The sequence below is a fragment of the Shewanella sp. BJSY2023SW001 genome (assembly GCF_047314685.1).
GTDB classification, from domain to species: Bacteria; Pseudomonadota; Gammaproteobacteria; order Enterobacterales; family Shewanellaceae; genus Shewanella; species Shewanella indica.
Genome location: NZ_JBKORF010000084.1, coordinates 25,854 through 47,790, shown reverse-complemented (window position 1 = coordinate 47,790; position 21,937 = coordinate 25,854). Strand labels below are relative to the sequence as shown.

At 52.7% G+C, this 21,937-nt stretch carries 21 protein-coding genes; 9 read left to right on the top strand and 12 right to left on the bottom strand.

What is annotated here, in order from left to right; translation table 11 throughout:
- Positions 1-75 precede the first annotated feature (75 nt).
- The 12 genes from ACMHXH_RS20125 to rlmD form a co-directional block, all read right to left on the bottom strand.
- Positions 76-948 (bottom strand): peptidoglycan DD-metalloendopeptidase family protein, encoded by an 873-nt coding sequence (locus ACMHXH_RS20125; protein ID WP_162206768.1) that lies wholly within the window; start codon positions 946-948, stop codon positions 76-78.
- Between the two features lie 93 nt (positions 949-1,041).
- The gene (locus ACMHXH_RS20120; RefSeq protein WP_039033733.1) at positions 1,042-1,677 is read right to left on the bottom strand and encodes a protein-L-isoaspartate(D-aspartate) O-methyltransferase; all 636 of its coding nucleotides are present in this window, start codon (positions 1,675-1,677) and stop codon (positions 1,042-1,044) included.
- Positions 1,674-2,420, bottom strand: coding sequence for a 5'/3'-nucleotidase SurE (surE, locus tag ACMHXH_RS20115; RefSeq protein ID WP_101096167.1), 747 nt, complete (start codon positions 2,418-2,420; stop codon positions 1,674-1,676). Before surE ends, ACMHXH_RS20120 begins: the two co-directional genes overlap by 4 nt.
- Positions 2,417-3,481: a tRNA pseudouridine(13) synthase TruD gene (gene truD, locus ACMHXH_RS20110; protein ID WP_039033731.1), complete on the bottom strand. Its 1,065-nt coding sequence runs from the start codon at positions 3,479-3,481 to the stop codon at positions 2,417-2,419. Before truD ends, surE begins: the two co-directional genes overlap by 4 nt.
- Before the next feature lie 35 nt (positions 3,482-3,516).
- Positions 3,517-3,996: a 2-C-methyl-D-erythritol 2,4-cyclodiphosphate synthase gene (gene ispF, locus ACMHXH_RS20105; protein ID WP_028781518.1), complete on the bottom strand. Its 480-nt coding sequence runs from the start codon at positions 3,994-3,996 to the stop codon at positions 3,517-3,519.
- Positions 3,997-4,011: 15 nt separating this feature from the next.
- A complete protein-coding gene (ispD, locus tag ACMHXH_RS20100; protein ID WP_052248014.1) occupies positions 4,012-4,764 on the bottom strand; it encodes a 2-C-methyl-D-erythritol 4-phosphate cytidylyltransferase in 753 nt (250 codons plus the stop codon).
- 28 nt (positions 4,765-4,792) lie between these two features.
- Positions 4,793-5,095, bottom strand: coding sequence for a cell division protein FtsB (ftsB, locus tag ACMHXH_RS20095; RefSeq protein WP_335912152.1), 303 nt, complete (start codon positions 5,093-5,095; stop codon positions 4,793-4,795).
- 98 nt (positions 5,096-5,193) lie between these two features.
- Positions 5,194-6,489 carry a phosphopyruvate hydratase gene (gene eno / locus ACMHXH_RS20090; protein ID WP_039033728.1) on the bottom strand — a complete coding sequence of 432 codons (1,296 nt, stop codon included), beginning with the start codon at positions 6,487-6,489 and terminating at the stop codon, positions 5,194-5,196.
- Between the two features lie 147 nt (positions 6,490-6,636).
- On the bottom strand, positions 6,637-8,274 hold the full coding sequence (locus ACMHXH_RS20085) for a CTP synthase (RefSeq protein WP_039033727.1): 1,638 nt from the start codon (positions 8,272-8,274) through the stop codon (positions 6,637-6,639).
- Between the two features lie 157 nt (positions 8,275-8,431).
- On the bottom strand, positions 8,432-9,247 hold the full coding sequence (gene mazG, locus ACMHXH_RS20080; protein WP_144361218.1) for a nucleoside triphosphate pyrophosphohydrolase: 816 nt from the start codon (positions 9,245-9,247) through the stop codon (positions 8,432-8,434).
- A gap of 116 nt (positions 9,248-9,363) precedes the next feature.
- Positions 9,364-11,574 carry a GTP diphosphokinase gene (gene relA, locus ACMHXH_RS20075; RefSeq protein ID WP_025889132.1) on the bottom strand — a complete coding sequence of 737 codons (2,211 nt, stop codon included), beginning with the start codon at positions 11,572-11,574 and terminating at the stop codon, positions 9,364-9,366.
- Between the two features lie 126 nt (positions 11,575-11,700).
- A complete protein-coding gene (gene rlmD, locus ACMHXH_RS20070; protein WP_335912155.1) occupies positions 11,701-13,038 on the bottom strand; it encodes a 23S rRNA (uracil(1939)-C(5))-methyltransferase RlmD in 1,338 nt (445 codons plus the stop codon).
- Positions 13,039-13,137: 99 nt separating this feature from the next.
- On the opposite strand from rlmD, the gene barA reads away from it, so the two are divergent.
- The 9 genes from barA to ACMHXH_RS20025 all read left to right on the top strand — a co-directional run bounded on the left by barA (position 13,138) and on the right by ACMHXH_RS20025 (position 21,744).
- On the top strand, positions 13,138-15,921 hold the full coding sequence (barA, locus tag ACMHXH_RS20065) for a two-component sensor histidine kinase BarA (protein WP_335908386.1): 2,784 nt from the start codon (positions 13,138-13,140) through the stop codon (positions 15,919-15,921).
- The gene (locus ACMHXH_RS20060; protein WP_039033722.1) at positions 15,911-16,519 is read left to right on the top strand and encodes a YjaG family protein; all 609 of its coding nucleotides are present in this window, start codon (positions 15,911-15,913) and stop codon (positions 16,517-16,519) included. The genes barA and ACMHXH_RS20060 overlap by 11 nt, the downstream gene beginning before the upstream one ends.
- Positions 16,512-16,778 (top strand): DUF3319 domain-containing protein, encoded by a 267-nt coding sequence (locus tag ACMHXH_RS20055; RefSeq protein WP_039033721.1) that lies wholly within the window; start codon positions 16,512-16,514, stop codon positions 16,776-16,778. Before ACMHXH_RS20060 ends, ACMHXH_RS20055 begins: the two co-directional genes overlap by 8 nt.
- A gap of 506 nt (positions 16,779-17,284) precedes the next feature.
- Positions 17,285-18,427, top strand: a complete 1,143-nt coding sequence (locus ACMHXH_RS20050) for a DUF5694 domain-containing protein (protein ID WP_052248012.1) — start codon at positions 17,285-17,287, stop codon at positions 18,425-18,427.
- A gap of 39 nt (positions 18,428-18,466) precedes the next feature.
- A complete protein-coding gene (locus ACMHXH_RS20045; protein ID WP_039033720.1) occupies positions 18,467-18,856 on the top strand; it encodes an NUDIX hydrolase in 390 nt (129 codons plus the stop codon).
- A 100-nt stretch (positions 18,857-18,956) separates the two neighbouring features.
- Positions 18,957-19,379: a DUF1801 domain-containing protein gene (locus ACMHXH_RS20040; protein ID WP_052248011.1), complete on the top strand. Its 423-nt coding sequence runs from the start codon at positions 18,957-18,959 to the stop codon at positions 19,377-19,379.
- A gap of 64 nt (positions 19,380-19,443) precedes the next feature.
- On the top strand, positions 19,444-19,887 hold the full coding sequence (locus ACMHXH_RS20035; RefSeq protein WP_039033719.1) for a hypothetical protein: 444 nt from the start codon (positions 19,444-19,446) through the stop codon (positions 19,885-19,887).
- Between the two features lie 80 nt (positions 19,888-19,967).
- A complete protein-coding gene (locus ACMHXH_RS20030) occupies positions 19,968-21,008 on the top strand; it encodes a linear amide C-N hydrolase (RefSeq protein WP_039033718.1) in 1,041 nt (346 codons plus the stop codon).
- Between the two features lie 154 nt (positions 21,009-21,162).
- Positions 21,163-21,744 carry a hypothetical protein gene (locus ACMHXH_RS20025; RefSeq protein WP_313954992.1) on the top strand — a complete coding sequence of 194 codons (582 nt, stop codon included), beginning with the start codon at positions 21,163-21,165 and terminating at the stop codon, positions 21,742-21,744.
- The last annotated feature ends 193 nt before the right edge of the window (positions 21,745-21,937 follow it).

Sequence of the window (21,937 nt, the reverse complement as noted above, 5' to 3'; positions counted from 1 at the left end):
ATTCTCTCCCAAACCTTAACAAACTAATTTACATCGTTTTTTATCCTCCATATGCCAATTTTGGCTCCCAAACAATCAGCGTTTGGGTAAATAATTGAGTGGATTGACAGACTGACCATGGTAGCGGATCTCAAAGTGCAGCATGACCTGGTTGGTGCCTGTGCTTCCCATCTTCGCAACCGTCTGCCCGGCAGACACATGCTGCTTTTCCTTGACCAAGATCTTATCGGCGTGGGCGTAAGCACTGAGATAGTCATCACTATGTTTGATAATGACGAGGTTTCCATAACCCCGCAAAGCATTACCCGCATAGACCACCCGACCATCGGCAGTGGCTTTAATAATATCGCCTCGGTTACCGGCTATCTTGATTCCTTTATTTCCCTGCTCTTTGGCAGAGAATGCGCCAATCACCCGGCCATTAACCGGCCATATCCAGCGACTGACTTTGTCCGGCAGAGTCGAACTCGGCTTATGGACAACATGGTTAACATTTTGTTTACCATTGGATACAGGGTAAGCAGACTTTGGTTTGGGATCAAGTGTTTTTTTCGGCTTATTTTGCTTGGCTTTAGCAACGGCCTGTTTCTGTTTAACCGTTTGTTTTTTATAGACCTTGTCTTTTGATTTTTGAGGTTGAGGTTTGGAGCTTTTACTCGATTTCAGCCACGAACCGCTATTAACATTTTTTTTACTTTCTAGGGTGAGTACCTGTCCAGGGTAGATGGTATAAGACTTATCTAGCTGATTTAACTTGGCTATTTGCGCATAGTCTTTACCGGCTCCCCAGGCGATGGAATAGAGGGTATCGCCTTTTCTCACCTTGTAAGTATCAGATTGGATTGAGCCTCTTTCGATTGCCGGCCGTTTTACACCATAAATAGATTCGACCGGAGCGGGTCTGTGAGCCTGAAAACTGCATCCAGAAACCAGAGTAACCAACAGCACTGAGCCAAGACGCCAAAATAATGATGTCTTTCGTTGCAATAACCGGCTGAAATGCAATGGATTCAAGAATACTCCTGCACGCTGTAATAACTATCAGGCTAAGCCGCCACTGATTAAAGGCACAAATTTCACCGCCTCGATAACCTGAGAAGTAAACTGTCCCTTCTCCCGGCGGATCTTCAACAACTGCTGGCTCTCATCACCGACAGGGATCACCAATACGCCCCCCTCAGCCAACTGTTCCAGCAGGGCGGCAGGGATATCAGATGCCGCCGCGGTCACCATGATGGCATCGAAGGGCGCCCTGTTGGGCCAGCCTTGCCAGCCATCACCATATTTGAAATGGACATTATGCAGATCCAGCCGCTTGAGACGTTGACGAGCTTGGATTTGCAGACTTTTGATCCGCTCGACCGTAAAAAGTTCAGGCACCAACTGCGCCAATACCGCCGCCTGATACCCGGAGCCGGTACCAATTTCCAGCACCTTGGCAGGATTATGCTCCAGTAGTAACTCGGTCATTCTCGCCACAATATAAGGCTGGGATATAGTCTGACCCGAGCCTATAGGGAGAGCAGTATTTTCATAAGCCTTATGCGCCAATGCGCCATCAAGAAACAACTCTCTGGGGGTTTTGGCCACCACCTGCAACAGACCCGGGTGACGGATCCCCGCTTCCTGCAGTTTTTTGGTTAAATTCAATGCCGATGTGGAGGCTACCCGGGTCATAGTTTTTCTATCCAGTGTTGCAATTGAGAAAGCTGCCGATAGGCGGTTAAATCTACAGTTAATGGGGTGATGGACACATATCCCTGAGACACAGCATAAAAGTCGGTGTCTTCACCCACATCCAGTTCAATCCCGGGGGGCCCCAACCAAAATACCTCGCGGCCATGAGGATCTCTGGCTCTGACCATCCCCTCCGCCTTATGGCGGGCGCCGAGCCGAGTAACCCGTATCCCCTTGATTTCATCGAGAGGCAGATCCGGCACATTGATATTGAGGATCTGATCCGAGGCAATGGGATGCTTCTTAAGCCCCATAATGATCTTCACCGCATAGGCCGCCGCAGTGTCATAATGCGTAAACTCACGCCCCACCAAGGATACGGCCACCGCCGGTAACCCCAGAAAACGCCCTTCCATCGCTGCCGCCACTGTGCCTGAATAAAGGGTATCGTCTCCCATATTGGCACCGGCATTGATCCCCGAGACCACCATGTCGGGTTCGCCTTCATAGAGTTCACGAATCGCCAGATGAACGCAATCGGTCGGCGTACCGTTTACCGAGACGTAGCCATTCTCTAACTTATTAATCCTTAAGGGGTTCGTCAAGGTTAAAGAGTTACTGGCGCCGGAGCAGTTGCGATCCGGTGCCACAGTCAGCACTTCGGCAACGGCTGACAAGGCTTCTGATAGAGCGCGGATCCCAGGTGCCGTTACCCCATCATCGTTGCTGACCAAGATTTTCATGCGGGATTTCCTTCCTGAGCCGCCTGGCGCTCACGCCACAGACGTTCGGTCACATCATCATAGTCGAGCAGTTCCCGCAGCACTGAGGTTGCAAAGCTGCCCGCGGGAAGGCTGAACTCCAGCTCCAAAGTGTCCGGCTCGATAAATTGGTACTTCATCCCCTCGGGACGCAGCAACAATGGTCGCCTTTCCTGCTCGAGCCCGGCTTTTTCTAAACCTTCACAATCGGCGCTGTATTCGGCCAACACCTGAGTCTCAAAGGCCAAGGCATCGGCACTGCTGAGTGGCTGGCCCCTACCCCACATGGGCGCCGACAACAAAATATCTTTCTCTGCCAGCCTTTGTTGCAACACCTCATCCCAGCGCTCGGCAACAAAGAAGCTGCGACTGCCGGCCAGCATGACACAATCACCGTCCAGACACTCAAGCCCATGGGTCGCCAGGCGCTGAGAGACCAGTTGATTGAACAATAATGAGCGCAGCGCCGACAGGTAGATGGAGCGCTTGTTTCTGTCTTTCACCTTGCGCCCCTGTAACATCTGCCGCGCCATTTCTATGTTACGGCCGTTGTGACCAAAGCGCTGTTCACCGAAATAGTTGGGTACGCCGCTCTCGGCAATCGATTCCAGCCGCTGCAATACATCTGCCGGCTGGGTTATCTGGCGCAGAACCAGCTTGAAACGGTTACCGGAAAGCGCACCAATACGCAGCTTCTTGTTATGACGCGCCGCACTCAATACCGTGATGGACTCGCTATTGAGGCTCAGCCAATCCGGCGTTTCCTTGCCCGGAATTCGTACGCCGAACCACTGCTCTGTGATGGCATTCTTATCCTTCTGACCGGCAAAGGTCACCTCTTTGGGGTGCACCTTGGCCAATTTGGCCAGCATCTCGGCCACCTGAACCGTATTCAGGCCATCTTTACGAATATGCAGCAGATGGTGCTCACCCTCGCCCGAGGGCAGAAAAGGCAGTATTTCCTGCACCTGAAAATCGCTGTTGCTGGTGCGCATATCGCCTTTGGAGAGCGGCTTGCCATAGAGAAAGTGTAATGAATTCATCTTATTTGAAATCTTTTCCTGTAAATGAGTCGGTATTACATACCGAACATCAGCACCACGGCTTCTACCGCAATGCCTTCACTGCGGCCGGTAAAGCCGAGTTTTTCTGTCGTGGTCGCCTTGACGTTGATGGAGTCAAGATCTGTGTGCAGATCTTCGGCCAACATCTGTCGAATGGCTTCAATATGCGGCGCCATCTTGGGCGCCTGGGCAATAATGGTCACATCCAGGTTGCCGAGACGAAAGCCCTTGTCCAGCGCCAGGCGGTAACAATGACGCAGCAGCACCCGGCTGTCGGCTCCCTTGAATTCGGCATCTGTATCGGGAAAGTGTTTACCTATGTCACCAAGTGCCATGGCGCCGAGTATCGCATCTGAAATCGCGTGCAATACCACATCACCATCGGAGTGCGCCAACAAGCCTGTGTGATGCGGTACTTCCACCCCACCCAGAACCAAGGGCGGCTCACCACCGAATTTATGTACATCAAAACCGTGTCCAATACGTATATTCATTGCTTGTTCCTGTAGTCAGTTACTCCGCTGATGCGCCAGATAAAGCGCTGCCAGCGGCAAATCGTCCGGATGGGTTACCTTGATATTGTCGCTACGGCCGCTGATAAGCGCCGGGTGTACTCCGCGCCACTCCATCGCCGAGGCTTCGTCTGTCACCAGCACACCGGCGGCCAACGCAGCTTTCAGCGCCTCGGTCAAAGTAAGCAGTGGAAACAGCTGCGGCGTTAGCGCATGCCAGAGCGCTTCTCTGGCAACCGTTTCACTGATGCAACCATCAATCCCGCTGCGTTTCATGGTATCGCGCACCGGCGCTGCCAGTATCGCCCCTTGCGGATATTGTTTTCGTGAAGCAAGCAACTTATCAATATCGCCATGGGTCAAGCAGGGTCTGGCGGCATCATGCACCAAGGCCCAGGTAGTGGCAGGCAATGGCTTGTCGGCAACCAGACTCTCAAGCGCCGCCAACACAGAATCCGCGCGCTCTTTACCGCCAGTGACAGTCTCCAACTTGGGATGACTGGCCACAGAGAGTTTGCCAAAGAAGCTATCTTCCGGGTTCAGCGCCACTATCACCCTTGAAATACCACTGTGGCTCAGCAAAACCTTGAGGGTTTGCTCCAAAATGCATGAGCCGGCAAGCGGCAGATATTGCTTAGGGCAGTCAGCGCCCATGCGACTGCCTATTCCAGCGGCCGGTACTATGGCAATCACTTGTTCATCACTGGGGAGCCCGGCCGTTATGGCTCGGGAGGAAATAGCTTCACTCATGGATATCCGTTATGTTGAAATTGGGCCGTTATTGATTGGCCAAAGACATAGAACGCTGTTCACCACCAACAACCCGGTAAAAGGTTTCACCCTTCTTGATTAACCCCAGCTCATTGCGGGCACGCTCTTCCAGGGCTTCGGTACCGCTGCGCAGATCGCGGATCTCCTCTTTCAGTACCTGGTTGCGTTCTTCGAGCCTGGCATTGCTGTCATTTTGAGCCGCTATCTGCTGCTCAAGATGAAAGTACTCCGGCAGACTGTTTTCTCCCTGCCAAAGACGATATTGCAGTAACCCCAGCAGCAAGACGATGACAAAAAGCAGTCGTTTCATGGTGATAAATTCAGCTCATGCCCTAAAAATACGATTAGTGTTGATAGTACAACAAAAAAGGCCACCAAGTGGTGGCCTTTTGAAACTGGAGGCGAAAATTACGCCTGACCTTTGATCTCACTCAGGCCACGGTAGGCTGCCTTGGCACCCAGTTGCTCTTCAATGCGCAGCAGCTGGTTGTACTTGGCAACACGATCAGAGCGGCACAGAGAACCTGTCTTGATCTGGCCGGCTGCGGTACCTACTGCCAAGTCGGCAATGGTCGCATCTTCAGTTTCACCTGAGCGGTGAGAGATAACGGCGGTGTAACCGGCTTCCTTGGCCATACGGATAGCGGCCAGAGTCTCTGTCAGAGAACCTATCTGGTTGAACTTGATCAGAATCGAGTTGGCAACGCCCTGCTCGATACCGCGAGACAGGATCTTGGTGTTGGTCACGAACAGGTCATCACCCACCAGCTGGATCTTATCACCGAGGATCTTGGTCTGGTAAGCCCAGCCATCCCAATCAGACTCATCCAAGCCATCTTCGATAGAAACGATAGGATACTGCTCGGTCAGCGACTTGAGGAAGTCAGAAAAACCGTTGGAATCGAATACCTTGCCTTCACCGGCCAGGTCATACTTACCGTCTTTGTAGAACTCGGAAGCGGCACAGTCCAGCGCCAGAGTCACATCAGTACCCAGTTTGTAGCCTGCGGCTTCAACGGCTTCTTTGATAACCGCCAGGGCGTCGGCGTTGGATGACAGATTAGGCGCAAAACCGCCTTCGTCACCCACGGCAGTGTTCAGGCCCTTGGACTGGAGCACTTTCTTCAGGTTGTGGAAGATTTCAGCGCCCATACGCAGGGCTTCACGGAAACTCTTGGCACCGACTGGCTGTACCATGAATTCCTGAATGTCGACGTTGTTGTCGGCATGCTCACCACCGTTCAAGATGTTCATCATAGGAACCGGCATGCTGTACTGACCAGGAGTCCCGTTCAGTTCGGCAATATGAGCGTAAAGCGGCATACCTTTGAAGGCAGCAGCGGCCTTGGCGGCAGCCAAAGACACAGCCAGAATGGCGTTGGCGCCCAGCTTGTCTTTGTTTTCGGTGCCGTCCAGCGCGATCATAATGCCGTCCAGCTCGGCTTGAGCCGTGGCATCTTTACCCAGCAGGGCTTCACGGATAGGACCGTTGACATTATCAACAGCCTTGAGCACGCCTTTACCCAGATAGCGAGCCTTGTCGCCATCACGCAGTTCCAGCGCTTCACGGCTACCGGTAGAAGCGCCTGATGGAGCGGCTGCCATACCAATGAAACCACCTTCCAAATGCACTTCAGCTTCTACAGTGGGATTACCGCGAGAATCCATGATTTCGCGTCCTATGACGTTAATGATCTTAGCCATAATGTCCTCGATTAAAGTTAAAGAAAAAAACCATACCCATCTGAGCGTTCAGCGTCTCTCATATGGGTATTGGACTTTCACTTCACACTTCCCGGTGCAGCGGGGATGAAAAAGCCGGAGCTGCCATAGCAGTCCGGCTCTTCTAGTTTAACCCAGATTACGCTTTTGGTAAGTACTGGCAGCGGCGACAAAACCTTCAAACAGAGGGTGACCGTCGCGAGGTGTTGAGGTGAATTCCGGATGGAACTGACCGGCAACAAACCAAGGATGTGCCGGGATCTCAATCATCTCCACCAGCTTGCGATCGGAAGACAAGCCGCTGAATACCAGACCAGCCTTTTCCAAACGCTCACGGAAAGCGTTGTTCACTTCGTAACGATGACGGTGACGCTCAATACAGGTGTTGCTCTTGTATGCGGCAGCGGCCTTGGTGCCTTCAATCAGATGGCACAGCTGAGCGCCAAGACGCATGGTACCACCCAGATCAGAAGCTTCATCACGCTGCTCCAAATTACCTTCTTCATCAACCCATTCGGTGATCAGGCCCACAACAGGGAAAGGTGTTTCCTTGTTGAACTCGGTAGAGTGGGCACCTTCCATGCCGGCGACATGACGGGCGAATTCAATCAGGGCAACCTGCATCCCCAGACAGATACCAAAGTATGGCAGTTGGTTTTCACGGGCATATTGAGCGGCAAGGATCTTACCTTCAACACCACGCTCACCAAAGCCGCCGGGAACCAGAATGCCGTCCAGGCCTTCCAGCACTTCAACGCCTTTGACTTCAACCGTCTGGGAGTCGATATACTTGATGTTCACTGAAACCCGGTTTTTAAGGCCGGCATGCTTCAGCGCTTCGTTGACAGACTTATAGGCATCCGGCAGTTCGATGTACTTGCCGACCATACCTATGGTCACTTCATTGTTTGGATTGGCTTCCTGATAAACCACGTTTTCCCATTCGGACAGGTCGGCTTCAGGGCAGCTCAGGCCAAAACGCTTGACGACCAGCTCATCCAGACCTTGTGAGCGCAGCAGCGCCGGGATCTTGTAGATGGAATCCACGTCTTTAAGGGAGATAACCGCCCGCTCTTCAACGTTACAGAACAGGGAGATCTTGGCTCTCTCGGTAGCCGGAATGGCGCGGTCGCCACGGCAAACCAGGATATCCGGCGCAATACCGATAGAACGCAGCTCTTTTACCGAGTGCTGAGTCGGCTTGGTTTTCACTTCCTGAGCCGGGCCGATAAAAGGCACCAGAGTCAGGTGCATAAACAAACTGCGCTCGCGGCCCAGTTCAACAGCCAGCTGACGGATAGACTCGAGGAAAGGCAGAGATTCGATATCCCCCACAGTACCACCGATTTCAACGATGGCGACATCATGGCCTTCACCGCCTTCGAGGACTTTTTCCTTGATGGCGTTGGTGATGTGTGGGATCACCTGAATGGTGGCACCCAGGTAGTCACCACGACGCTCCTTGCGCAGCACTTCCTCGTAGATACGACCTGTAGTGAAGTTGTTGCGACGGTTCATCTTGGTACGGATGAAACGCTCGTAGTGGCCCAAGTCCAGATCTGTCTCTGCGCCGTCCTCAGTGACAAACACTTCCCCGTGTTGGGTTGGGCTCATGGTTCCCGGATCAACGTTGATGTAAGGATCCAGCTTCATGATGGTTACATTCAGGCCTCTGGCCTCTAAAATTGCTGCGAGCGATGCCGCTGCAATGCCTTTACCTAGTGATGAAACAACGCCACCAGTAACGAAGATATACCTTGTAGTCATGCTGAACCTGAGAAAAAAGAATGATAAATAGGTGCTCGAATGAAAGCACCAGGACGGGGCGACAGTATATCAAAGCCCCTGCCATTTACCAAACAGGAATGACGATAATTTTTACGCGCTGATCTCATTCGCGCATTTTTAATCCAGGCTTAGCCTGCTACTGGATTTCACCGCGCTCTTCACGCTTGACCTGATCCCAATAAGCATCCAGAGCCTGCAGATCGTGTTCTGCAAACGGCTTGCCGCTGGCATTGGCTTTTTGCTCAATAGCACGAAAACGCCGCTCAAACTTGTTATTGGCCCCTCTGAGGGCCTGCTCGGGATCCACCCCCAAGTGGCGCGCCAGATTCACCGCAGCAAACAGCAAGTCGCCCACTTCATCCTCAACTCTGGCCTTATCCGGCGTGGTTTGACGCGCTTCGTGCAACACCTCTTCAATCTCTTCCTGTACCTTGTCGACCACAGGCTCAAGCTCGGGCCAATCAAACCCTACCCGGGCGACCCGCTTTTGGATCTTACCCGCCCGCGCTAACGCCGGCAGCGCCTTGGGAATATCATCCAGCACTGAGTGCAGCTCGCGCCCGGCGCGCTCTGCCGCTTTAATGCGCTCCCAGTTGTTCTTGGCATCCGGCGCCGAGTCAAAACTCAAGTCGGTATCGGCGGCAAACACATGGGGATGACGATTGATAAGCTTGTTACATATCCGCTCGAGCACAGTGGCGAAATCAAACCAGCCCTTTTCCTTGCCAAGCTGGCAATAGAACACCACCTGAAACAGCAGATCACCAAGCTCAGAAGGTAACTCCTGCCAGTCGCGGCTTTCTATGGCGTCAGCCACTTCATAGGCTTCTTCCAGGGTGTAGGGCACTATGGAGTCAAAATCCTGCGCCCTGTCCCAGGGGCAACCCAGCTCAGGATCCCTGAGCTTTGCCATAATCTCAAGCAATGCATTGATATCTGCCGCCACCGCCATTACTCCTTTATTGCTAATACGCTTACCAATCCAACGACTCTTTGATAAGTCTTAAAAAACAGCAGGACGCAACCTAGGCGTCCTGTTTTAAATACCGGTCGAATACCGAACTGGCCTCAGAGCCTGCGGGCTTCTATTACCCCGTCTATCTGGGTCAGCTTGGAGATAACCCTGGACAAACCGTCTAGGTTATAAAGCTCCATCTCAAGTTCAATGGCCGCAGTCTGGTTCTTGAGATCCGATGAGGAACTCATCGCCAGCACATTGGACTTTTCCGCCGCCAGCACAGAGGTGAGATCCCGCAGCAGACCGGTTCTGTCATTGGCCACCACTCGAATACGGATTTTGTAGCCGCCGGAGTAGTTTTCGCCCCAGACCACATCCACTACCCGCTCGGGATGGGCACGCATCAGTTCCTTGACCTGCTCACAATCGGCTCTGTGCACCGAAATACCGCGTCCCTTGGTGATAAAACCGAAAATCTCATCCCCGGGCACCGGCTGACAGCAGCGCGCCAGATGGCTCATCAGATTACCGACACCATTGACCTCTATCTGGCCGCGATTGGCACCTATGGGCTTCTGCTGACCTTTCTTGACCAGCTCTTCCACCGCCTCTTCGTCGGAAGGCTCCTGAGTCCTGAGTCGGCTCTGTACATGATTGACCACTTGGTTGAGGCGCACATCGCCGCCACCTATGGCCGCCAACAGGTCATCCATGTTGGTCATGTTGAAGCGCTCAATTGCGCTGCCGACATCCTTGAGTGTCAGCCCCACCCGCGCCAGTTCGGCTTCCAGCATCTCGCGTCCGGCCACCAGGTTCTTGTCCCTGTCCTGCTGCTTGAACCAGTGTTGGATCTTGCTGCGGGCTCTGGAGGTCTTGATATAACCCAGGTTGGGGTTGAGCCAATCGCGCTTCGGATTGGGATGCTTGGAGGTGATAATCTCGATGCGCTCACCGGTTTCCACCTGATAAGTAAACGGCACTATGCGGCCATCGACCTTGGCGCCAATACACTTGTGGCCCACCTGGGAGTGGATATAGTAGGCAAAGTCCAGCACGGTTGAGCCGGCTGGCAAATCCACCACTTCGCCGGACGGGGTAAACACATAGACCCTGTCTTCGAAGACCTGAGCCCGGATCTCCTCCACCAGGTTGCCGCTCTCGACCACATCTTCCTGCCATTGCAAAATCTTGCGCAGCCAGTTGATCTTCTCTTCGTAGCCACTCTGTTTACCGGAGTGATTACCCTCTTTATATTTCCAGTGAGCCGCCACCCCGAGTTCGGCATCTTCATGCATCTGCTGGGTGCGAATTTGGATTTCGACTGTCTTGCCCTCCGGTCCCACCACCACAGTGTGAATCGACTGGTAACCGTTGGGTTTGGGGTTGGCAATATAATCGTCAAACTCTCTGGGAATATGGTGCCAAAGGGTATGCACTACACCGAGCGCGCCGTAGCAGTCCTGCAGCCGGTCGGTGACGATTCGCACTGCACGCACATCAAACAGCTCGTCAAATTTAAGCTGCTTGCCGCGCATCTTGCGCCAGATGGAGTAGATATGTTTGGGACGACCATAAACCTTGGCACGAATGTCTTCTTCATCCAGCCGCGTTTGCAACTGATTGACAAAGTTGTCGATAAAGACTTCTCGGTCCAGGCGCTTGCCGTCCAGCTGCTTGGCAATCTCTTTATAGGTTTCGGGATGCAGATAACGAAACGAGATATCCTCCAGCTCCCACTTGAGCTGACCTATACCCAAACGGTTGGCCAGCGGCGCGTAGATGTCGGCAATTTCCCGGGCCAGCAATACCCGGGTTTCTTCATCGTCGTTTTTCACGGCCCTAAGCAGGCATACCCGCTCGGCCAGTTTGATCACCACGGCGCGTACATCTTCCACCATCGCCAGCAACATCTTGCGGATATTGTCGATTTGCGGCTCACTGCTGCGGCTGTCATTGCCCACCTTGAGTGCACCTATGGCATCCATGGTCTTGACGCTGTTGACCAAGGTAGCCAACTCGGGACCAAAGTCTTCAGTGAGCTTGGCTTCATCGACTATGCCCACCTCGAAAAACACAAATAAGATGGCGGCCTGCAGGGTTTCGATATCCATGTTGAGCGGCGCGAGGATCTCTATCATCTCCCGCGCCTTGGCCTGAAGCTCGGCTTTAGGACGCTTGCACTTGCCCATAGGCAGTGCTTCCACCTTGGCTATCAGCTCCAACAAACGCCCGGCATCGGCGGAGTCGGCCACATAACGATTAACCCACTCATCCAGATTGAAATCAGGATCCTTAAAGTGTGCTTCGCGAACAGATACCATCTCACCTTCCTTTAGTGTCCGATTAACAGACTCAACAAGACTCCCTATCTTGAGCATACCCGATGGTATGTCAAACCCCCGTGAGTACCTTTATTGATAAAATTGACTCGATAGACAATAAAAGCATCAATTCCGCACAAACAATGCCATGGCTTCGGTGTGATGAGTCTGGGGGAACATGTCCAACACACTGAGGCGCTCCAGGCGATAGCCTTGCGCGAGCAATAACACGCTGTCCCGCGCCAGGCTCGCCGGATTGCAAGAAACATACACTACTCGCTCTGGCGCGATGTTTTTCAGGTAAGAAAGCGTCTCATAGGCCCCGGCACGGGCGGGATCCAGCAGCAGCTTATCCACCTTGCCAAGCCAGGGCTCGGCCGAAAGGTCGGCGCTAAGATCGGCGCAAAAGAACTGCACACCTTCAAGCCCGGCTTGTTTGGCATTTTGCCTGGCCTGCTCAACCATGGCGGGCACACCCTCGACACCTGTGACCCTGGCGCCGGTGGCCGCCAGCGGTAGGCTGAAGTTACCCATGCCGCAAAAGAGATCCAGTATGTGCTCACCGGCCTTGGGTTGCAGCCAATCTATGGCCTTGGCCACCATGGCGCGGTTCACTTCGCCGTTGACCTGAATAAAATTCCCCGGATTAAACTTAAGCGTCAGTTCATCGCCATCGACGCCGGGCAAGCGGTAGCTTGGCTGACTGCCCGTAAGATATTCACACTCGCCCTGATTGTCCTGCAGCACCAACTGCAATCCTTGCTGCCCGGCAAAGGCCTTGAGCTTTTCCTTGTCTTTATTCACCAGTGGCCGGGTAATTCTCAGCACCACAAAACGACCGGCTTCGGTTTCAATCAGCTCCACATGACCAAGCTGAGCCACGCCCTGCAGGTGCGCCAGTTGCGCCGCCAACGGTTTTATCAGCTCAGACAACGAAGCCGCCAACACAGGGCATTCGCCGATGGCAACTACCTTACTGCTGGATTTAGCCCTGAACCCCAGGGTGAATTCGCGACTTTGTTTGTCATACCAGGTCGCCAGTCTGGCCTTGCGTCTATAATGCCAAGGGGCAGAAGCCAACTCGCCTATCTCCGGCAGTTCGGACAAGCCAGAGAGCTTGGCAAACAACTCGGCCAAGGCCCGGCGCTTGTGCTGCCGCTGGCTCAAATCTGACAAGTGTTGCAGATCGCAACCGCCGCAAAGCGCATAATGGCTGCATTGGGGTTCAACCCGCTCCGGGGATGTTTGGCTGATGCGGATGAGTTTTCCCCTGGCATAGTTCTTTTTTTGTTCGGTGAGCTGCACCTCGGCGCTCTCACCGGGCAATAAGCCGGGAATGAACACCACTTTGCCCTGATATTGACCGATCCCGGCACCCTGATGATCCAATCCGGAAGCCGTGAGTGACAGTTTTGCGGAGACTTTCTTGGATCTGTTTGGTTTTTCTCTAAAAAATTGTGCCATCTAGGCCCCTGAAACAATAAAAAACTGGCAAAGACGCCGGGATATCTGGCAGTCTATCTATAGCCGTAAAACAAACTAGCTGGAATACCTATACCGCCCATGAACAGTGCGAATAACATGACCAAGTACAGCCTCAGATCCTGGGTGCTGGTATTGGCCCTGGCTCCTACCATTTTGGTCGGTATTCTTCTGGGCAGTTACTTTACCATAAATCGCTTTTATGAGCTTGAAGATACGCTCATAGAACAGGGCAGTAATATCATAGAGCCGCTGGCCATCGCCAGCGAGATAGGCCTGGCTGCCAACAACCGCGAAGCCACCAAACGCCTGCTCGCCGCGGCTCAGCTCAACAAGTCGACCTTGGTGAAATCCATCGCCATCTTCGATGCCGACAACCAGCTGTTTGTCACCTCCCATTATCACAAAGACTTTGAGATCATGCGCTACAAGGGCGCCATCTCGGATCTGGCCCGCACCGAATACGATCAGCTAGGCGACAGCCTGGTGCTTAGGGCACCGATTTTCGCTGCCGGTAGTCTGCTGGCGATAGACGACGCTCCCGGCTTCAATGAAAAACCCCTGGGCTATATCTCTTTGCTGCTCAACAAGGAAAAGGCGCTGCTGGAACAGCACAGAGCCGCGGTGGCGGCTTTTATCATAGTGCTTATCGGGGTGCAGCTGAATCTGCTGTTCACCTTCCGCCTGGTAAAGAATGTCACTCAGCCGATCACCGACATGGTGCGGGTGGTGGCCAAAATCCGTGAGGGCAAGCTGGATACCCGACTGGAGGGTAATCTCATCGGTGAGCTGGATCTGCTCAAACGGGGGATTAACGCCATGGCGGGCTCCTTGTCGGAATACCATGACGAGATGCAGCAAAATATCGATCAGGCGACCTCGGATCTCAGGGAAACCCTGGAGCAGATTGAAATTCAGAACGTCGAACTGGACTTGGCCAAGAAACGAGCGCTGGAAGCCAGCCGGATAAAATCCGAATTCTTGGCCAACATGTCCCACGAGCTGAGAACGCCGCTCAATGGCGTGATAGGTTTTGCCCGTCAACTATTGAAAACGCCGCTGCACGCCAGCCAGATGGAATATATTCGTACCATTGAACGCAGTGCCACCAACCTACTGGGGATCATCAACGACATCCTCGACTTCTCCAAGCTGGAAGCCGGTAAAATGGTGCTGGAAACCATGCCATTCGCCCTCAGGGAAACCCTGGATGACACCCTGATGCTGCTGTCCGGTTCCGCCCACGAGAAAGGGCTGGAACTTGTCGTGGATGTGGCCCCGGAAGTGCCGGATGCCGTTAGCGGAGACGCCATGCGGGTTGGCCAGATCATTACCAATCTGGTGGGTAATGCCATCAAGTTTACCGATCAGGGCAGTGTGCTGTTGAAGGTGGATATCAGCAACATCAAAGAAGACAAATTGCTGCTGCACTGTGAGGTATCGGATACGGGGATTGGCATTGAAGAGAGTCAGCAGGAGTTGCTGTTCCAGGCGTTCGGCCAGGCCGATTCATCCATCTCCCGCCGCTTTGGCGGTACTGGTCTTGGATTAGTGATAACCAAGCGCCTCATTAATCAGATGGGCGGCCAGATAGGCTTCAGTTCCAGGGTGGGCAAAGGCTCTACCTTCTGGTTTACCTTACCACTGATGACCAGCCAATTCTCCATAGGTGAACCACTGCCACTGGAACAGCTTAGCGCCAAGACGGTATTGCTGTTTGAACCCAGACCCTTGACCCGCTCTGTGCTCAACCGCCGCCTGCAACATTGGCAGATGCAGGTCAACAGTGTCCACACTGTGCCGCAACTGGAAGCCGAGCTTGCTCAGAACAAGGCACATTTCGACTATGTGCTGCTCGGTTGTCACGGCTTCGATGGTCCATCCCAATTGCAGTCAGTACTTAAGAGCGCCAGACAAGTCACCGAGGCCCTTATCGCCCTATTTGACTGCCATGACCAGGAAGCGTTGGAGCGTTATATCCGTCCCGCGGTGGATCTGGTGTTGAGTATCCCCGCCAGCGAATACCTGATGGCACGCAATATGATTTATCTGCCACAGGAGTCGGAGCTCAAACCCGCCCGCCCCAAATTGGTAGAGCCGCAGCCACGCCACAAACTCAATGTGCTGGCGGTGGATGATAACCCGGCCAACCTCAAGCTGATTGACACCCTACTCGATGAACTGGTTACAGGAGTAACCACGGCCAGTAATGGCGAGCAGGCGGTCAACCTTGCCAAAAAACGCAGTTTTGATTTGATCTTTATGGATATTCAAATGCCGGGGACTGATGGTATTACCGCCACCCGGCTCATCCGTCAGGACTCGCTGAATCGTAATACACCGATAGTCGCGGTCACGGCTCATGCCATCAATGAGGAGCGCGAGCGGATCCTCAATAGTGGCATGGACGGCTATCTGCCCAAGCCTATCGATGAAGCCGCACTGAAAGGAGTGATCAGTCGCTGGATCACCCGGCCCAAGTTTACTCATTTTGATCAACATACTCTCAACTGGGAGCTGTGTTTGACCCAGGCCAACCAGAAGCAGGATCTGGCACTGGATATGCTCAGAATGTTGATTGATTCCATGCCCAAAACCAGAGCCACCATACAAGAGTCACTGGAACAAAATGACGTAGAAGAAATGAAGGCCTGTGTTCACAAACTGCACGGTGCCTGTTGCTACTGCGGCGTACCGACGCTGCAAAAACTCTGTCAGACCGTGGAAGGCGGTCTCAAGCAAGGCAATAACATTACCGAGCTAGAGCCGGAAATACTGGAGTTACTTGATGAGCTAACTAAGGTAGAATCCGCGGCAAAACAAGTGATATCCCAACTTTCGATGGATTTAACCGATGACAACTAAACCTGGCTTCTTTAAACGCCTGAAGGCACTGGAACTGCCGCAAAAAAAACTCTTTGCCGTGGCATTATGCCAACGTATGTACCCCAACTACCAACTGTTTTCCGAAGTGTGTGAGTTCGGCGATCCCCAAGTATTGGATACTGTGCTCAACCTGCTGTGGCAGTCTTTATATGACCGCAAACTCAAGTTGAACCTTGAGCTGCAGATGGCTAAATTGGAAGAAAACACCCCGGAACCGGCCCAATTCGATGCCTATGGAGTCTACCCTGCCATGGATGCTGCTGTGGCGCTCAGTTCACTGCTTGGCGCGCTGGAAAGCAAGGTGGAAGACGACATCACCAATATCTCCAAGTTGTCATCCGGTACTGTCGCCAACTATATTGAAGCCATTGCCGATCCCGAATTGGACGGTGAAGCATTGGACGATTTTGTCTTCAGCCACGAAGTGATGCAGGAAGAGCGCGAGTTGCAGGCATCCTTGCTGGAAATTATCGAGGAAAACCCGCAGATAACCGCAGATTTTGTCAAAGCACTGCGCAAGGAAATCGTCATGAACGGCGTATCCAACATAGGAATAAGCGTTCAACAAGATGCGTAAGCTGGTTTATCGCGGTTATATCCTCAGTAATACCGATGGCCTTACCGACAGCTGGACCCTGACCATAGGCCAGACCAGCCGCACCGGCTCTTTGTTCGAACTGAGAAGGCAAATCAACTTCTTTGAAGAGTTGGGGGTATTGCCACAGCCCAGAATGACTGATCAGCAGGTCACAGACAATTCATCGGCTCCCCAAGGGAAGACAAGAAATAAACAGCTCTCCCCAAAGCAACATTTCCGCAAAAGCAGTAAACCATAAGGCCGGACGGGCAAATAGTCCGGCTTAGGGTTTATCTATTTCAAGCATATCCAACATCCATAAACCCTGCCCTTTTGCGGTTTGGATGCTTTGAAGGGTTGGCTCTCCAGGGCCTTGAATTTAATCAAATCATTCTTGTCTCCCTCCTGGCTATCAATTACTCTGAAACCATATTGGCAATGGATAGCTTAACTTCAGCCCATAAGGTCCAAACCTAAGAAGCGACATAAAGCTTGATGTAAAGCAACCGCTTTAGGCCGGGACGTGAAGGCTAGATGGGATGCCCTCAGGATCATCCACCAAGTAACAGGGAAGTTTGTCATCTCTCCCAGTTGCAATAAATCAACTCAACATACTGTCTGGCGGAATTCAAGATGCTTAGTTCATCAGCATCATCCAATAGTCTCTGTGTGAAAAGTTAACCAGAAGTTTCTCTACGGCCAGTATTGTTATATCTCTACCATCTCAGGTATTAGCCAAAAACAATCACTTTAGGGAGACTCAACTTGACCATTAAAGCGCTGCTTTTTCTTATCTGCCTGTCGGCATCGGGTATTGCCCATATAAAAACGGCCAAAGCAGACACTGTCGCCGATCAAGCGCCAGGGTCTGAACATGCACTGCAAAGACTCAGTAGCAAAAGCCAGCCCAAGACCCAGGTGATGATACTCGGCACCCTGCACCTAAGCAGTATTCAACAGCAATTGGACAGCAGCTCGCTATCCTCCATCCTTGAGCCCCTCTCCCGTTACCAGCCTACGGCCATAGCGGTGGAGTCACTGCGGCCACAGGATATCGCGGCCATGATCAACGGCTCTGGCGAGTATCAAACTGTGTTGGATCATTTTGTGGGACAAAGATTTCTGGCGCTGGCGATAAAAGAGCAGCAGGCGTTGCGACTCTCGGCGCAAAAGGCGCTTGAGAGTCTGGAGCCCTTATTGGACGAAACAAGCCTTGAACCTGTGCAGCGAGCAAGGCTCATCAAGTTAGCCGTTGCCGCCTATCACAAAGAGTTAGCCCTGCTGCACTGGCATTATTTGGACAAAACCGCAGCGAGTTCAACTATTTCCACCGAGTTGCAGCACTATCTGGAGCAACTTGCCTCGAGCAATAACGAGAAAAACACCCTTGGCAACAACCTGGCCATGACACTGAAGCTCAAGCGGATTTATCCGATAGATGATCATCTGGATAAAGATCTCTACCGCCCCATCGAAGCGCGACTGCTGGAGTCTTACAATCAGTCGCCCCATGCCGCCGCTTTGGCCAAAAGCGACTATATCAACAAGCCACAAAGACTGAAGACAGAGGCGCTTGAAACAGGCAACTGGTTGCCGCTCTTTTCCTGGCTAAACAGCCAGGAGTACCAGACGGCCGTCATTGACCAGGAGTGGAGCCTGTTTATCGATAAAGATTTACCCCCGGATGCGGCGCTCTCCCGGGTTGCCCTTTGGGAGATACGCAATCTCAACATGAGCTCCCACATAATGCGCGTGGTGGCGGCTAACCCTGGAGGTCGGGTGCTGGTGATAGTCGGAGCCAGCCACAAGGTGTTTCTGGAGCAGTATTTGGCCAATATGTTAGGGGTTAAACTGATCCAGCCGCAGCAGTATTTTACTCCCCCCAAAAGTCCACATGACAACCACTAAAGAGCCAATGGCTGGTTTTAGTTGTCAACAAGGAACCCCATGAAACAATTACAAAGTGTCGCCTGGCTACATGAGAAAAACGCTGAAGTCTTGTGTGTCAAATCCAAGGGCAAAGATAAATTCTTTATTCCCGGCGGCAAACCTGAACCGGGTGAAACCCTTGAACAAGCCCTGACTCGGGAGTTAAAGGAAGAACTCAGCATAGAACTGCAGCAAAGCACCATTTGCTACAGATTCAGCATCACGGATAAGGCCTTTGGCCTTGAGAACACTGAGCTGACGATGCACTGTTTCAGCGCGGGCTTTAGTGGCAACATCAATTCTGCCGCCGAGATAGAAAGTCAGGAGTGGATAGGTATAGCAGATATGGCAAAATGCGCACCGGCGGCGCAGCAGGCGATTGCAAGACTGCTTGACTGTGACCATTGAATCGACGTTTGCTAAAGCAGCCTTGTCCAACTTGGTCTATCCAGCCGCCAGATAACACAGAGTCAGGCTCGCACTCGCAAGCGAGCCAGGGAGAACACAAATGGACAAAAAACGGCAACAAACTGACGGTAGCGTTTCTATCGACCATAAAATTGCTGCCTTGGGCGGCTGGCGCGCCGAGATGCTTGGCCATATCCGTGAACTTATCAAGGCCGCTATTCCCGAGGTAGTTGAAGAGTGCAAATGGGTAAAGCCAACCAACCCGTCCGGTGTACCTGTATGGTCAAGCCAAGGCATACTCTGTACCGGCGAGTCATACAAAGCCAAATTAAAACTCACATTTGCCAATGGCGCTTCGCTGGCGGATCCCCACAAACTGTTTAATGCTGGCCTTGAGGGCAAACAGCGTAGAGCCATAGATATTACCCAGGGCCAATCTTTGGATGAAACGGCTTTCAAGGCACTGATAAGCGCCGCTGCCGACTTCAACCACAACAAGGCACTGAAACAATCAAAGCGCTAAAAGGGCTGCCACAGCGGCAGCATAGATACACCAAGCTAAAGATATACAAATCTAAGGAAGATCAATGAATAACCCGTTTATTCGCCGTTTAGCGATATTATGTTTGCCCTTATTTTCCCTCTGCCTGGCGCCCGCGGCATTTGCCGAAACGGATGAGCTTTTTAAGCAGTATCTACAGGGCAATTATCAGCTGGTTGGCAAAGCCATTGATTCAAATGCCAGCTACACCGGCAAGATGAGCATTTATGAGCAGGGCGGCGAACTTAAGGTACACCGGGAGATAGAAGGCTTAAGCATTCAAGGGACTGCGGCGATAGAGCCAGTGCTGAACGGCGATGCCAAGGTACTTAGGATCCGCTTTCAGCAACAAGAGCGGGATATTGAAGCCAGCTGCCTTTGGCGCGGCGATTTGGATAACTATGCCCGCATCAGCTGTTACCTGTATCATCCGGGGCATGACACAGAAAACCCTGGCCTGGAGGCACTGTTTCACCTGAGACAGCACTGATGGGCAGAATTAACAACCCGGCTTGCCAGTACGCGTTCAACACCTTTAACTCTCTTTAACAATCAAACAGGGAAGTCACTATGAATCGGAAACTCATCACCTTAATCAGCAGCGCCTTAATCCTGGTTTTCGGCACTACTGCGCAGGCCTGCACCCGCGCCGTCTATCACGGCGAACAGCAGTTGGTGATCACCGCCCGCTCCATGGACTGGCGCGACGAGATCCCGGCGAGCCTGTGGCTGTTTCCCCGCGGCATGCTGCGTCATGGGGCAGTCGGCGACAACTCAGTCACCTGGACCTCACGCTACGGCAGCCTGATCACCAGCGCCTTTGATATCTCCAGCACCGACGGCATGAATGAAAAAGGTCTGGTGGCCAATCTGCTCTGGCTGGCAGAGTCGAGTTATCCCGAGTACCAGGGTAAACGAAAAGGCTTGTCGGTCGCCGCCTGGGTGCAATATGTGCTGGATAACTTTGCCACTGTCGCCGAAGCCGTCGATGCTTTGAGAGCCGAGCCTTTTGTAGTGGTTTCCGCCAATATTCCCGGTACTCAACGCTTTGCCACCCTGCATCTGTCGATTTCCGATGCCACAGGTGACAGCGCCATATTCGAGTACATAGACGGCAAGCTGGTGATCCATCACGATCCAAAGTACCGGGTCATGACCAACTCCCCCATCTTCGAGCAGCAACTGGCACTGAACCAGTATTGGCAGCAGATTGGCGGCTTTACCATGTTGCCTGGAACCAACCGCGCCGCCGACCGGTTTGTCAGGGCCTCTTTCTATATGGATGCCATTCCCAAGACTGCCAATACCCGGGTGGCGGTTGCCGGCGCCTTCAGCGTCATACGTAACGCCTCTGTGCCTTTCGGTATAGCTTCCGAGACCGAACCGAATATCTCTTCGACCCGTTGGCGCTCGGTCTCTGATCATAAAAATCGGGTGTATTACTTTGAAACCGCCTTGACCCCCAACACCTTCTGGGTCGATATGAAAGGCATCGACTTTGGTAAGCTGCAAGAAGTGAAAAAGCTGGCCATCAACAACAGCAGCATCTACTCAGGTAATGCGTTGCAAGACTTTGTCACGGCCAAGCCCTTTACGTTCGTGGGGCTTTAATCTCTAAATAGACTGGGAGCCTAAGACTCCCAGTCTGCCTTGCCCAACCTGCTATTGAATGCACCTACCGAATAAAGGACTCAAACTGTTCAGCCCGGCTTAAGGCTGATAGCTGATACTGTGAACTCTAAGAACCTTTGCAGGAGTCCTGTGGATGAAGCAGTCCAACACCTTAGGCAAAAAATATTTCCCCGCCAAAAAAACTGTACTCTGGATGTTTTCGGCCCTGGCCCTTGGCTCACTCTCCGGCTGCGGCTGGTTTGCCGCAGATGAAAAGACACAACTGGAGCAGCAGTGGCTCGCCAAAGATCAAGAGTTACAACAAGCCATTGAGCAGATCCGCTCTCAAGGTCTGGATGCCATCAATCGCAGCGCCGAGGTCAGCTCAATGACCGCCTGCGTCGCTGAAAAGCTCAGTCACGATCCGCTTGGTGAACTGATCCAGGTCGATGGCGTCCTGGCAGAGCCCGCCAGGGTCAGCGAGCTGCTCGGCCAAATTCAACAGCTACTGGAGCAAGGCTTCAGCTTTGAAAACGCGGCCGCACTACTGAATAAGGGTGCGGATCTCGCCGCCTATGTCAGCACACTTATCGAATCCCAGGGAATAGACAAGGCTTTGGCAGATGTCGAACAGCTACTGAAAAACGGCACTGATATTAAGGATCAGCAACTCGGTGGCCACCTGCAAACCCTGCTGAACCAATGCCGCCAATCCTCTCCTAAAGGAAATGGATAACGGCTGAACGTCATTCCGCTAGAAAAGGTGGCGGCTATCCATTACCTGCCACCAGCTTAAGCAAAGCTCAATCACTGTTGGGATCTTACCGCCGCTCTCCCCTCCCCTTGCTCGCCAAGGACTTGGCTACAGGCGCCACAGACTCACCAAATAAAAGAGAAATCCCAGTTACCCAATTAGACACTCAAACCAA

Excerpts from the sequence above, each read along its gene's own strand:
- ACMHXH_RS20030 (WP_039033718.1), top strand. The coding sequence starts at position 19,968 with ATGAATCGGAAACTCATCACCTTAATCAGCAGCGCCTTAATCCTGGTT.
- ACMHXH_RS20120 (WP_039033733.1), bottom strand. The coding sequence starts at position 1,677 with ATGACCCGGGTAGCCTCCACATCGGCATTGAATTTAACCAAAAAACTG.
- eno (WP_039033728.1), bottom strand. The coding sequence starts at position 6,489 with ATGGCTAAGATCATTAACGTCATAGGACGCGAAATCATGGATTCTCGC.
- relA (WP_025889132.1), bottom strand. The coding sequence starts at position 11,574 with ATGGTATCTGTTCGCGAAGCACACTTTAAGGATCCTGATTTCAATCTG.
- ACMHXH_RS20045 (WP_039033720.1), top strand. The coding sequence starts at position 18,467 with ATGAAACAATTACAAAGTGTCGCCTGGCTACATGAGAAAAACGCTGAA.
- ACMHXH_RS20025 (WP_313954992.1), top strand. The coding sequence starts at position 21,163 with ATGAAGCAGTCCAACACCTTAGGCAAAAAATATTTCCCCGCCAAAAAA.
- ACMHXH_RS20035 (WP_039033719.1), top strand. The coding sequence starts at position 19,444 with ATGAATAACCCGTTTATTCGCCGTTTAGCGATATTATGTTTGCCCTTA.
- ACMHXH_RS20055 (WP_039033721.1), top strand. The coding sequence starts at position 16,512 with ATGCGTAAGCTGGTTTATCGCGGTTATATCCTCAGTAATACCGATGGC.
- ACMHXH_RS20060 (WP_039033722.1), top strand. The coding sequence starts at position 15,911 with ATGACAACTAAACCTGGCTTCTTTAAACGCCTGAAGGCACTGGAACTG.
- ACMHXH_RS20040 (WP_052248011.1), top strand. The coding sequence starts at position 18,957 with ATGGACAAAAAACGGCAACAAACTGACGGTAGCGTTTCTATCGACCAT.
- ACMHXH_RS20085 (WP_039033727.1), bottom strand. The coding sequence starts at position 8,274 with ATGACTACAAGGTATATCTTCGTTACTGGTGGCGTTGTTTCATCACTA.
- rlmD (WP_335912155.1), bottom strand. The coding sequence starts at position 13,038 with ATGGCACAATTTTTTAGAGAAAAACCAAACAGATCCAAGAAAGTCTCC.
- ispF (WP_028781518.1), bottom strand. The coding sequence starts at position 3,996 with ATGAATATACGTATTGGACACGGTTTTGATGTACATAAATTCGGTGGT.
- mazG (WP_144361218.1), bottom strand. The coding sequence starts at position 9,247 with ATGGCGGTGGCGGCAGATATCAATGCATTGCTTGAGATTATGGCAAAG.
- ispD (WP_052248014.1), bottom strand. The coding sequence starts at position 4,764 with ATGAGTGAAGCTATTTCCTCCCGAGCCATAACGGCCGGGCTCCCCAGT.
- truD (WP_039033731.1), bottom strand. The coding sequence starts at position 3,481 with ATGAATTCATTACACTTTCTCTATGGCAAGCCGCTCTCCAAAGGCGAT.
- ftsB (WP_335912152.1), bottom strand. The coding sequence starts at position 5,095 with ATGAAACGACTGCTTTTTGTCATCGTCTTGCTGCTGGGGTTACTGCAA.
- surE (WP_101096167.1), bottom strand. The coding sequence starts at position 2,420 with ATGAAAATCTTGGTCAGCAACGATGATGGGGTAACGGCACCTGGGATC.
- barA (WP_335908386.1), top strand. The coding sequence starts at position 13,138 with ATGAACAGTGCGAATAACATGACCAAGTACAGCCTCAGATCCTGGGTG.